The organism is Amphibacillus jilinensis Y1, assembly GCF_000306965.1.
Taxonomy (GTDB): Bacteria; Bacillota; Bacilli; order Bacillales; family Amphibacillaceae; genus Amphibacillus_C; species Amphibacillus_C jilinensis.
In genome coordinates this window covers 83,533-96,339 of the sequence record NZ_JH976443.1, presented here as the reverse complement: position 1 = coordinate 96,339, position 12,807 = coordinate 83,533, and the positions used below count along the sequence as shown (strand labels likewise).

10 protein-coding genes and 1 other annotated feature are annotated in these 12,807 nt (G+C 40.1%); all 10 genes read left to right on the top strand.

Annotated elements, in window-relative coordinates; all coding sequences use genetic code 11:
• The first annotated feature begins 31 nt into the window (after window positions 1-31).
• The 10 genes from rpmG to rpoC all read left to right on the top strand — a co-directional run bounded on the left by rpmG (window position 32) and on the right by rpoC (window position 12,766).
• On the top strand, window positions 32-196 hold the full coding sequence (rpmG, locus tag B494_RS20705; protein WP_420884353.1) for a 50S ribosomal protein L33: 165 nt from the start codon (window positions 32-34) through the stop codon (window positions 194-196).
• 53 nt (window positions 197-249) lie between these two features.
• The gene (gene secE, locus B494_RS0117530) at window positions 250-429 is read left to right on the top strand and encodes a preprotein translocase subunit SecE (RefSeq protein WP_017473684.1); all 180 of its coding nucleotides are present in this window, start codon (window positions 250-252) and stop codon (window positions 427-429) included.
• Window positions 430-540: 111 nt separating this feature from the next.
• Window positions 541-1,077: a transcription termination/antitermination protein NusG gene (nusG, locus tag B494_RS0117525; RefSeq protein ID WP_017473683.1), complete on the top strand. Its 537-nt coding sequence runs from the start codon at window positions 541-543 to the stop codon at window positions 1,075-1,077.
• A 166-nt stretch (window positions 1,078-1,243) separates the two neighbouring features.
• Window positions 1,244-1,669 carry a 50S ribosomal protein L11 gene (rplK, locus tag B494_RS0117520; protein ID WP_017473682.1) on the top strand — a complete coding sequence of 142 codons (426 nt, stop codon included), beginning with the start codon at window positions 1,244-1,246 and terminating at the stop codon, window positions 1,667-1,669.
• Between the two features lie 199 nt (window positions 1,670-1,868).
• Window positions 1,869-2,564, top strand: coding sequence for a 50S ribosomal protein L1 (rplA, locus tag B494_RS0117515; RefSeq protein WP_017473681.1), 696 nt, complete (start codon window positions 1,869-1,871; stop codon window positions 2,562-2,564).
• A gap of 42 nt (window positions 2,565-2,606) precedes the next feature.
• Window positions 2,607-2,766 (top strand) — a sequence feature (ribosomal protein L10 leader region).
• A 53-nt stretch (window positions 2,767-2,819) separates the two neighbouring features.
• Window positions 2,820-3,320: a 50S ribosomal protein L10 gene (gene rplJ / locus B494_RS0117505; RefSeq protein ID WP_017473679.1), complete on the top strand. Its 501-nt coding sequence runs from the start codon at window positions 2,820-2,822 to the stop codon at window positions 3,318-3,320.
• A gap of 69 nt (window positions 3,321-3,389) precedes the next feature.
• Window positions 3,390-3,755 (top strand): 50S ribosomal protein L7/L12, encoded by a 366-nt coding sequence (gene rplL, locus B494_RS0117500; RefSeq protein WP_017473678.1) that lies wholly within the window; start codon window positions 3,390-3,392, stop codon window positions 3,753-3,755.
• Window positions 3,756-4,143: 388 nt separating this feature from the next.
• The gene (locus B494_RS0117495; RefSeq protein ID WP_017473677.1) at window positions 4,144-4,743 is read left to right on the top strand and encodes a class I SAM-dependent methyltransferase; all 600 of its coding nucleotides are present in this window, start codon (window positions 4,144-4,146) and stop codon (window positions 4,741-4,743) included.
• Between the two features lie 781 nt (window positions 4,744-5,524).
• Window positions 5,525-9,061: a DNA-directed RNA polymerase subunit beta gene (rpoB, locus tag B494_RS0117490; protein WP_017473676.1), complete on the top strand. Its 3,537-nt coding sequence runs from the start codon at window positions 5,525-5,527 to the stop codon at window positions 9,059-9,061.
• A 90-nt stretch (window positions 9,062-9,151) separates the two neighbouring features.
• Complete coding sequence (gene rpoC / locus B494_RS0117485) at window positions 9,152-12,766, top strand: DNA-directed RNA polymerase subunit beta' (RefSeq protein WP_017473675.1); 3,615 nt, start codon at window positions 9,152-9,154, stop codon at window positions 12,764-12,766.
• Window positions 12,767-12,807: the final 41 nt, after the last annotated feature.

Genomic DNA, 12,807 nt, shown 5'->3' with positions numbered 1-12,807 from the left:
TTAAGCATGCTATCGTATGTAAGATGAATGCATGGTTAGGATGATAACGGTGAAGAAAAAAGTTATACTTGCTTGCACGGAATGTTTAAGTCGAAATTACCAATCTAATAAAAACACAGCAAGCACCGAACGCTTAGAACTTAATAAATTTTGTAAACGATGTAACAAACATACACGGCATCGTGAAACGAAATAAAAAGGTATTATTTTATTTATATATTATTTTAAGACAGTTTGGAGGAACGATCTATGAAAGGTGTTACATTTCTGAAAAATGTCTCCCGTGAAATGAAGAAGGTTTCTTGGCCGAGTAGACACGAACTATTTCGCTATACCGTAACTGTTGTTGCAACGGTAGCTTTTATCGCCTTGTTTTTTACTGTTGTGGATTTAGGTCTTACTCAAATTTTGAATCTTTTGTTTGAATAGAATGATAAATTCTATGCTATAATGGAAACAGACATAGCTATGAAATTAAAAACCCGTTATTGCGGGTTTTTTAAATTGGAAAAAATCAAAGAGTATAAGGAGGGTTTATTTATGGAAAAGCAGTGGTATGTTGTTCATACTTATTCAGGGTATGAAAATAAAGTTAAGACTAATCTTGAAAAGCGATTAGAATCGATGGGGATGGAGGATAAAATCTTTAGAATCCTCGTGCCAGAAGAAGAAGAAACAGAAATGAAAGATGGTAAACGAAAGGTCGCGAAGAAGAAAGTGTTTCCTGGTTATGTATTGGCGGAAATGGTTATGACGGATGATTCGTGGTATGTGGTGCGTAACACACCCGGCGTAACGGGTTTTGTTGGTTCAGCAGGTTCTGGATCTAAGCCAACGCCACTATTACCTGAAGAAGCAGAAATGATCTTAAAACGAATGGGCATGAAAGAGGCCGTGGTGGAGGTTGACTTTGAAGCTGGAGAAACTGTCACTGTAACAGAGGGACCATTTGCTAACTTTACCGGTGCTATCGAACATATTGATTTGGACCGCCAAAAAGTTAAAGTACATGTTAATATGTTTGGCCGTGAAACGCCAGTTGAATTAGATTTTTCACAAATCAGAAAATTATCATAATCGGTTTATATGGAATTATTCAAAGAGATCCCTTGCATTATTATATTGAACATGCTAAAATTTTAATGTTCTTTATGCCTCGAGTATAAGATTATTTTGCATATGAATTGAGTGGGAGGGTGAGACAACCCTATTACCACATCACGGACTTAAGGAGGTGTGTCTCGTGGCTAAAAAAGTAATTAAAGTAGTAAAACTTCAAATCCCAGCAGGGAAAGCTAATCCAGCACCGCCAGTTGGGCCGGCATTAGGTCAAGCAGGTGTTAACATTATGGGCTTCTGTAAAGAATTTAATGCCCGTACGCAAGAGCAAGCTGGTTTGATTATTCCGGTAGAAATTACGGTTTTTGAAGACCGTTCATTTACATTCATCACAAAGACTCCACCGGCTGCTGTATTGCTTAAAAAGGCAGCGGGTATCGAAACGGCATCAGGTGAACCGAATCGCAATAAAGTTGCGACGTTGAAGCGTGACAAAGTAAAAGAGATCGCAGAAACAAAAATGCCTGATTTAAACGCTGCTGACGTAGAAGCGGCTATGCGTATGGTCGAAGGTACTGCGCGTAGTATGGGAATTGTCATCGAAGACTAATTCTCGATTGATCGTTGTTTGGAGTAGAAGGTTGCGGTGATGGCTGGCTAGCCCATTTCGCAACCTTTTTGTAGGCAGATGGACTAGGAGGCATAGTTCAACTAGTTGCTCGCTTATATGCGTTATACGGATAAAGCGAGGTCCGCTTTTTTAAGTGGGAGGTATAACCGTTAAAACCACATTCAAGGAGGAAATAATAATGGCTAAAAAAACAAAGAAACAACAAGAAGCGCTAAAGTTAGTTGATCGTACAAAGCAATACGATGTTGAAGAAGCGTTGAAATTAGTGAAAGAAAATGCGACAGCGAAGTTTGATGAAACTGTAGAAGCTGCTTTCCGTTTAGGTGTTGATCCTAAGAAAGCTGATCAACAAATTCGCGGCGCGATGGTGTTGCCACATGGTACCGGTAAAACACAAACTGTTTTAGTTTTTGCTAAAGGTGATAAAGCTAAAGAAGCAGAAGAAGCAGGCGCTGATTATGTAGGTGAACAAGAGCTTATTAATAAGATCAATCAAGGTTGGTTTGAATTTGATGTGATCGTTGCAACGCCTGATATGATGGCTGAAGTAGGTAAATTAGGACGTGTGCTAGGACCTAAAGGTTTAATGCCGAATCCGAAAACAGGTACGGTAACATTTGATGTAACAAAAGCGGTTCAAGAAATTAAAGCCGGTAAAGTAGAATACCGTGTTGACCGTCAATCTAATGTACATGTTCCGATTGGTAAAGCTTCGTTTGACATTAGTCAACTTGTTGAGAACTTTGAAGCTTTGGCAGGCACATTAGTTAAAGCTAAGCCACAATCTTCAAAAGGTATCTATATGCGTAATGTATCGGTGACGTCTACAATGGGACCTGGTGTTAAAATTGATCCAACCCTTTTTGCTAAATAAAAGCTTGACTTCAAATTGATGCTTCGCTATAATGATGAAGGTCAAATATAATACGTTATACCGTAGACAGCAGGGGCTAATTGAAGCTTAATAGCCTGCCGAGGTGTTGGAATAAAGGTAAGCAACCCGTTTTGCATGCCTTGAATATTCACGCAATCACCCTCATGTCTACACCAAGATGTGAGGGTTTTTATTATTTTACAATAATAACCTAATCTCTCGGTATGATAGCTTAGTTTTGTAGGAGGTGGAACCATGTCAAAAGTGATTGAGAACAAAAAACAAGTGGTCTCTGAAATTGCAACTAAACTTCGTGAAAGTGAATCAACGGTTTTAGTTGATTATCGTGGTTTGGATGTAGCGGAAGTGACAGAACTTCGTAAGCAATTAAGAGAAGCAGGTGTGGAATTCAAGGTATATAAAAATACCATGTCACGCCGCGCTGCAGATCAAGCTGAGCTTTCTGAGCTAAACGAAGCGTTAGTAGGACCGACAGCTATTGCATTTAGTAATGATGATGTTATAGCACCTGCAAAGATTTTAAACAACTTTGCAAAAGAACATGAAGCATTAGAAATAAAAGGCGGCGTTATCCAAGGTAATATTGCAACACTTGAGCAAATCAAGGAACTTGCAGACTTGCCAAACTACGAAGGCTTACTTTCAATGCTGCTTAGCGTACTTCAAGCACCAGTTCGCAACTTTGCATATGCAACGAAAGCTGTTGCTGAACAAAAAGAAGAACAAGGCGCATAAGTATAGCTTAATTTAACCGGAATGTTCGTTATACGATAAAATTATACAATTTATTAGGAGGAAATAAGAATGTCTAAAGAGCAAATTATTGAAGCGATTAAAGAAATGTCTGTTCTTGAATTAAATGATTTAGTTAAAGCAATTGAAGAAGAGTTTGGTGTAACTGCAGCAGCTCCTGTAGCGGCAGCGGGTGGAGCAGCAGGTGGCGATGCAGCTGCTGAAAAAACAGAATTTGATGTTGTATTGGCTGATGCTGGTGCTTCTAAGATTAAAGTTGTTAAAGCAGTTCGTGAAATCACAGGTCTTGGTCTTAAAGACGCAAAAGATCTTGTAGATAACGCTCCTGGTGCGATTAAAGAGGGCATTGCTAAAGAAGAAGCTGAAGAAATGAAAGGCAAGCTTGAAGAAGCTGGCGCAAGTGTAGAATTGAAGTAATAAGACTATTGATAAAAGAGAGCTCGTCTTAGAAAGGCGAGCTCTCATTTATCATTTATCACAGATGACCGTCCGTAAAACACCCACCTCAAAATAGAGAGCAGAGCGAATCTGTTTAGGTGGCTGATGATGATGATCGCTAATGCCCTGATTTACTCAACTGATAATCTGTGGGCAAAGAGCGAAAACGCCCACTAATTGAAGGCTCGTTTTGTTTCTAGAAATCGCTCAGAAAGTCCGGTAAAAAAACGGACTCAATATCTTGTTTTCAACCTTTTTTTTTGAGAGTGTGTTTATAGTGACACACATTGAAATCAATTGATACCCAACTTAAACGTGTTGATTTCTTTAGCTGATCTAAAACTTCTTAAAAGTAGGTGCCGAATTAATGTCTGAACAATATTTTGCACAGAATCCCCAAGCAAAAAGTAAACCGATGACGTGGGCTTTTGATTTGCGTGGTCACACCTTAAAATTTACGAGCGATGTTGGTGTTTTTTCCAAGAATGAAGTCGATTTTGGTTCACGAGCATTAATTGAAGCATTTATCCCCCCTAACATAGATGGTGATTTTGTTGATTTGGGTTGTGGTTATGGCCCGATTGGTCTGTCACTGGCTAAAGCTTTTCCAAACCGTCATGTTCTTTTAGGTGATATTAACGAACGTGCAATCGCCCTTGCCAAAACAAACGCCAAACACAATCACATTGACAATATTTCCTGCTATCTTTCTGATCGCTTTACAGATCTCCCGGAGCAATTGTTTGCCGCTGTTATAACAAATCCACCCATTCGTGCTGGAAAAAAAGTGGTGCACCAAATATTTAGTGACAGCTATCAGCGTTTAATGATAGGTGGGGAGCTATGGGTAGTGATACAGAAGAAACAAGGAGCGCCCTCGGCTATCCAAAAATTAAATGATTTATTCGCTAAAGTTGAAACAGTTAAGAAAAGCAAAGGGTACTTTATCATACGCGCCAGGAAATAATTATTAATGAAAGAATTGACTCGCTTACGGGGTTGTGGTAACATAGAAAAATGCCAATAGAACGTTTTCGTGTCAAGTCTTTTTTTAGATTAGGCATTTTCAGATGCATTGAAAGTGTGCTAATAGCTTGTGTAACAAGGGTTTAACAACAGAAAGAGGACTTTCACTTTATTGTTTCGCGTTATAACGAATAAGCAAATAGTCTTATTTATGGTGAAAGTAAATCTATTTACTTGTACAAAAAAAAGACAAAAAAGACGTATATTTTGTTGGTGAATGGACAAGATGGTTAGAACGTAGATTAGAAAGAGGATTGAAAAACGTTGATGAACATAGTCAAGGGGTGATCCTTTGTTTAATTATGCAGTTTAAACATGCTTGTTTACTAAAGAATCAAGCCATTTATCTTCTGCTATCAACTAGGCTAAAGGTTTGTTAGAATAATGGCAGTTTGTTGTTCAATGTACTTGAGCACGTTATTCTGATTAAATTATACCGATTCCACTTCATAAGTCAATAGTAGATCGTGAATTATTAGTTGAGAAAAGAAGAATGGTTGTTGTAGTATGCCTGTCATACAAGCTTTTGTCATGCCATGATAGAAGTTTTTCTGTGATTATGCTAGACAGAGCTTGCAGCCTATTCAGTAGGTTAAAGACAGTGATGTAGTGAATGGTAAAACTTTAAAGTGATTAAAACAACGGCTTTTGTTATAGATGCTTATCAGATAGCATGGGCCAAGTTTTTATATTTTTTATTCTTGATTTGAGGGGTGAAGCAGTTGACAGGTCAACTAGTTCAGTATGGGCGACACCGCCAGCGCAGAAGCTACGCGCGAATCAGTGAGGTACTTGAATTACCTAATCTGATTGAGATTCAAACAGCTTCATATGACTGGTTCCTTGAGGAAGGTTTGCGAGAAATGTTTAAGGATATTTCTCCAATTGAAGATTTCCAAGGGAACTTATCACTTGAGTTTGTTGATTATAGCTTAGGTGAACCGAAGTATTCTGTTGATGAATCGAAGGAGAGAGATGTGACGTATAATGCGCCACTTCGCGTGAAAGTCCGCTTATTAAACAACGAAACTGGTGAAGTGAAAGAGCAAGAAGTGTTTATGGGGGATTTCCCACTCATGACAGACACAGGTACATTTATTATTAATGGTGCGGAGCGTGTTATTGTTTCACAACTTGTCCGTTCACCAAGTGTTTATTTTAGTGAGAAGATCGACAAGAATGGTAAGCGTGGTTACACCGCAACAGTCATCCCTAATCGAGGGGCATGGTTAGAATTCGAAACAGACGCAAAAGATGTTGTGCATGTTCGAATTGACCGAACTCGAAAACTACCAATTACGGTATTGTTACGTGCATTAGGCTTTGGTACAGACCAAGAAATCATTGATCTAATTGGTGACAATCAATACTTACTTAACACATTAGAAAAAGATAACACAGAAAACAGTGAAAAAGCATTACTTGAAATCTATGAGCGTCTTCGACCAGGAGAGCCGCCTACAGTTGAGAATGCGAAGAGCTTAATGGTTTCTCGCTTCTTTGACCCAAAACGTTATGATTTAGCGCATGTAGGTCGTTATAAAATCAATAAAAAGTTGCATATAAAAAATCGCCTATTCAATCAAGTTTTAGCTGAAACGCTAGTTGATCATGAAACGGGTGAGGTGCTTGCGGAGAAAGGTGCTAAGTTAGACCGTCGTTTACTTGATAAAATCTTGCCTTACTTGGATGAAGCCGAGGAACGCTTAGGTGAGTACTATCTTGAACCGAATGAAGGTGTTTTAGAAGACCAGATTCGTCTACAAGCAATCAAAATTATTGATCCAACTGATCCTGAAGGGGAAAGAACACTAACCGTGATTGGTAACGGTGTGGTTGAATCCTCAATTAAAAACATTACACCAGCTGATATTCTTGCTTCAATCAGCTACTTCTTTAACATTTTGCATCGAGTTGGCGATACAGATGACATTGATCACTTAGGTAATCGTCGTTTGCGTTCAGTCGGTGAACTATTGCAAAATCAATTTCGCATTGGTCTATCAAGAATGGAGCGTGTGGTCCGTGAGCGGATGTCGATTCAAGATACATCAGCGATCACGCCGCAGCAACTGATCAATATCCGACCAGTTATTGCATCAATAAAAGAGTTTTTTGGTAGTTCTCAGTTATCACAATTTATGGATCAAACAAATCCTTTAGCTGAATTAACCCATAAGCGTCGTTTATCTGCATTGGGACCTGGTGGTCTGACGCGTGAGCGTGCTGGCTTTGAAGTGCGTGATGTGCACTATTCACACTATGGCCGTATGTGTCCAATTGAAACGCCAGAGGGACCGAATATTGGTTTGATTAACTCGCTGTCTTCATATGCGAAAGTAAACAAATTTGGCTTTATTGAAACGCCATATCGTCGCGTTGATCCGGAGACAGGAAAAGTAACAGAGCATTATGATTATCTAACAGCAGATGAGGAAGATAATTATGTTGTAGCCCAAGCAAATGCTCGTTTAGCGGAAGATGGTTCATTTATCGATGAAGAAGTTATCGCTCGTTTCCGCGGTGAAAATAAAAGTGTGAGCCGAGAGCGTATTGATTATATGGATGTTTCACCTAAACAGGTCGTGTCAGCAGCTACAGCATGTATCCCATTCTTGGAGAATGATGATTCCAACCGTGCTTTAATGGGAGCGAATATGCAACGTCAAGCTGTTCCGTTGATGCAACCCCGTTCACCTATTGTAGGAACAGGGATGGAGTATGTGTCTGGTAAAGACTCGGGAGCAGCAGTTATTTGTCGCCATCAAGGTGTCGTAGAAGCCGTTGAAGCGAAAGAAGTGCGTGTGCGTCGGATTTCAATGGTTGATGGCAAAGAAGTCCAAGGCGATTTAGATCGTTATAAACTGCAGAAATTTATCCGCTCTAATCAAGGGACTTGCTATAACCAACGTCCGATTGTTCGTGTAGGAGATCGTGTCACTAAAGGTGAAATTTTAGCCGATGGTCCGTCAATGGAAGATGGTGAATTGGCATTAGGACAAAATGTATTAGTAGGTTTCATGACTTGGGATGGTTATAACTATGAAGATGCCATTATTATGAGTGAACGCTTAGTAAAAGATGATGTCTATACGTCGATTCATATTGAAGAATACGAATCTGAAGCACGTGATACTAAGTTAGGTCCAGAAGAGATTACACGTGATATTCCAAATGTCGGCGAGGATGCACTTCGTGATTTGGATGAGCGAGGAATTATTCGTGTTGGGGCTGAAGTTGAAGATGGTGATTTATTAGTTGGTAAAGTCACGCCTAAAGGGGTTACCGAATTATCAGCAGAAGAACGCTTATTACATGCTATCTTTGGTGAGAAAGCGCGTGAAGTTCGAGATACATCGCTACGTGTACCACACGGAGCTGGCGGTATTGTCTTAGATGTGAAGATCTTCAACCGTGAAGATGGTGATGAATTACCACCGGGTGTAAATCAACTCGTACGCGTCTATATTGTACAAAAACGTAAAATCCATGAAGGGGATAAAATGGCTGGTCGTCATGGTAATAAAGGTGTTATCTCGAAGATTTTACCAGAAGAAGATATGCCATTTCTGCCTGATGGAACACCAATTGACATTATGCTTAACCCATTAGGTGTACCTTCGCGTATGAATATTGGGCAAGTATTGGAGTTGCACCTAGGTATGGCGGCTCGAGAATTAGGTATCCATGTCGCTTCACCTGTATTTGACGGTGCCAATGAAGAGGACGTATGGGAGACGATAGAAGAAGCTGGTATGGCAAGAGATGCTAAAACCATTCTCTATGATGGACGTTCTGGCGAACCGTTTGATAATCGTGTCTCTGTCGGTGTTATGTACATGATTAAATTAGCCCACATGGTTGATGATAAGCTACATGCTCGTTCGACAGGCCCGTACTCACTTGTTACACAACAACCACTGGGTGGTAAAGCGCAGTTTGGTGGACAACGTTTTGGTGAGATGGAAGTGTGGGCGCTCGAGGCTTATGGTGCTGCTTACACACTACAAGAGATCCTGACAGTGAAGTCCGATGATGTCGTTGGTCGTGTGAAAACATATGAAGCGATTGTAAAAGGTGAGAATGTACCAGAACCAGGCATTCCAGAATCATTTAAAGTTTTGATTAAAGAACTGCAAAGTTTAGGAATGGATGTAAAGATGTTATCTTCAGATGAAGAAGAAATTGAACTTCGTGATATTGAAGAAGACGATCAACCATCAACAGAACAATTTAACCTCGAGTTTGAAGAGAAGTAGTATATAGACTTTTAAGCATTTAAGACCATAGTTGATTAATACATATTAATCAACTATGGTATAACACATACTAAAAGGGAGGTAGACCCCTTGCTAGATGTAAATAATTTTGAATATATGAAAATTGGTTTGGCATCACCAGACAAAATTCGGTCATGGTCATATGGGGAAGTAAAAAAACCAGAAACAATTAATTATCGGACATTAAAGCCGGAAAAAGATGGTTTATTCTGCGAAAGAATCTTCGGTCCGCAAAAGGACTGGGAATGTCACTGTGGTAAATATAAACGTGTACGGTATAAAGGTGTGGTTTGTGATCGTTGTGGTGTTGAGGTTACAAAATCAAAAGTCCGCCGTGAACGTATGGGGCATATTGAATTAGCGGCACCTGTATCCCACATTTGGTATTTCAAAGGTATTCCAAGTCGTATGGGACTCGTGTTAGACATGTCTCCGCGGGCATTAGAAGAAGTGATTTACTTTGCAGCGTACATTGTTACGGATGCTGGAGAAACTGCTTTGGAGAAAAAGCAGCTACTATCAGAAAAAGAATATCGTGCTTATCGAGATAAATATGGTCAAGGTTTCCAAGCGCAAATGGGAGCTGAAGCCATCAAGAAGATTTTACAAGACATTGATCTTGAAAAAGAAGTGGAAGCATTACGGGAAGAGTTAAAGTCTGCACAAGGCCAAAGACGTACGCGTGCAATTAAACGCCTTGAAGTGATTGAAGCCTTCAGACATTCTGGTAACGAGCCGTCATGGATGATCATGGAAGTTTTGCCGATTATCCCTCCAGAGTTGAGACCAATGGTTCAATTAGATGGTGGCCGTTTTGCTACATCGGATTTAAATGATCTCTATCGTCGTGTGATTAATCGTAATAATCGTTTGAAGCGACTCCTTGATTTAGGTGCACCAAGCATTATTGTTCAAAATGAGAAGCGGATGCTCCAAGAAGCTGTCGACGCATTAATTGATAATGGTCGTCGTGGCCGTCCTGTTACTGGCCCAGGTAATCGACCGCTTAAATCATTATCACATATGCTTAAAGGTAAACAAGGACGTTTCCGTCAAAACTTACTAGGTAAACGTGTTGATTATTCAGGTCGTTCCGTTATTGTTGTTGGTCCGAACCTCAAAATGTATCAATGCGGGTTGCCGAAAGAAATGGCAGTAGAACTATTCAAGCCGTTTATTATGAAAGAACTTGTAGAGCGAGGCTTAGCGCATAATATTAAGTCGGCTAAAAGGAAAATAGAACGTCTGCACACTGAAGTTTGGGAAGTGCTTGAGGATGTTATTAGAGAACATCCAGTCTTACTAAACCGTGCACCTACTTTGCACCGTTTAGGTATTCAAGCTTTCGAACCTACCTTGGTCGAAGGCCGGGCTATTCGACTTCATCCACTGGTTTGTACGGCGTACAATGCTGACTTTGACGGGGATCAGATGGCGGTACACGTACCATTATCAGCAGAGGCTCAGGCAGAAGCTAGAATATTAATGTTGGCGGCTCAAAATATTTTGAATCCAAAAGATGGTAAACCTGTCGTTACACCTTCACAGGATATGGTATTAGGTAACTACTATCTAACCATGGAACGTGAAAATGCTATTGGCGAAGGCATGGTATTTAAAGATTTAAATGAAGCCATGGTCGCTTATCAGAATGGCTATGCACATCTGCATACACGTGTAGCGGTGCAAGTTTCATCGTTAGGAAAAGACAACTTTACAAGTGAACAGCAAGAACAACTATTACTTACCACTATTGGTAAACTGATCTTTAACGATATTTTACCGCCGTCATTTCCATATATGAATGAACCGACGCAAACGAATTTAGAAGTTAAAACACCTGATAAATATTTTGTCCCTAAAGGAAAAAATATTAAAGAAGAACTATCTAAGCGTGATATTATCCCGCCGTTTAAGAAGGGGATTCTCGGTGATATCATTGCAGAAGTGTTTAAGAAGTTCAAAATCAGTGAAACGTCTAAGATGCTTGACCGCATGAAAGACTTAGGATTTAAGTATTCGACAAAAGCCGGGATCACGGTTGGTGTGGCAGATATTGTCGTATTAGCGGAAAAAGAACAAATCCTTGAAGAAGCACAATCCAAAGTAGATAAAGTTCTAAAACAATTCCGTCGAGGATTGATTACAGAAGAAGAGCGTTATGAGCGCGTCATTTCAATTTGGTCGCAAGCCAAAGATGTGATTCAAGAGAAATTAATGAAATCACTAAGTCACCGTAACCCTATCTTTATGATGAGTGATTCAGGAGCCCGTGGTAACGCCTCTAACTTTACCCAGCTTGCCGGTATGCGTGGTTTAATGGCTAACCCTGCTGGTCGAATTATTGAGTTACCAATTAAGTCCAGCTTTAGAGAAGGCTTAACGGTGCTTGAGTACTTTATTTCGACTCACGGTGCCCGTAAAGGTCTTGCTGATACAGCACTTAAGACTGCTGACTCTGGTTACTTAACAAGAAGACTAGTAGATGTGGCACAAGATGTTATCATTCGGGAAGATGATTGCCATACTGATAAAGGGTTAACGGTTCAAGCAATTACGGAAGGTACAGAAGTTATTGAACCATTAACAGACCGCTTAATCGGTCGGACCGCTTTCCAAACACTACGTCATCCAGAAACAAATGAAGTAATTGTTGAGAAGGACGCCTTTATTAATGAGGACTTGGCAAAGCAGATTGTAGAAGCTGGTATTGAAGAAGTGACGATCCGGACGGTATTTACATGTAATACCAAGCACGGCGCTTGTAAGAAGTGTTACGGTCGAAACCTTGCTACTGGCGAAGAGGTTGAAGTCGGCGAAGCTGTTGGAATTATTGCGGCGCAGTCGATTGGTGAACCAGGTACACAGCTGACTATGCGTACATTCCACACAGGTGGGGTTGCTGGAAGTGATATTACCCAAGGTTTACCACGTATCCAAGAGATTTTTGAAGCAAGAAACCCTAAAGGTCAAGCTGTTATTAGTGAGATCAATGGTACGGTTCAAGATATAAGCGAAGTAAAAGAGAAACAAGAAATTGTTGTACAAGGCGTAATAGAGACGCGAACTTATACAGTGCCATATGGGTCTCGCGTTAAGGTAGCTGTAGGTGATACGGTCGTTGCTGGAGAGCCACTAACAGAAGGCTCAATTGATCCGAAAGAACTTCTTAAATTCCAAGGTGTCGACGGTGTACAATCTTATCTTTTAAAAGAAGTGCAGAAAGTATATCGCATGCAAGGTGTAGAAATCGGTGATAAGCACGTTGAAGTTATGGTTAGACAAATGCTTCGTAAAGTACGTATTGCTGATTCTGGTGATACTGAAGTGCTACCAGGATCACTCCTTGAAATTCACCAGTTTAGAGAAGCTAACAAAAAAGCACTGTTAGATAGTAAGGAACCAGCAGTTGGTCGTCCTGTTCTATTGGGTATTACCAAGGCTTCATTGGAAACTGATTCATTCCTATCAGCTGCATCCTTCCAAGAAACAACACGTGTATTAACAGATGCAGCAATTAAAGGGAAGCGTGATGAATTACTCGGTCTGAAGGAAAATGTTATTATTGGAAAACTTGTTCCTGCAGGTACAGGTATGCAACGCTATCGTAAAATTGAAGCACAGACAGAGATGCCTGTTGAAAACATCATTGCAGAAGAGCCAGAAGATGAACAAACCGTGTAATGATTAAACATGAAATGGTAGTAAAACAATAAGCACGATAT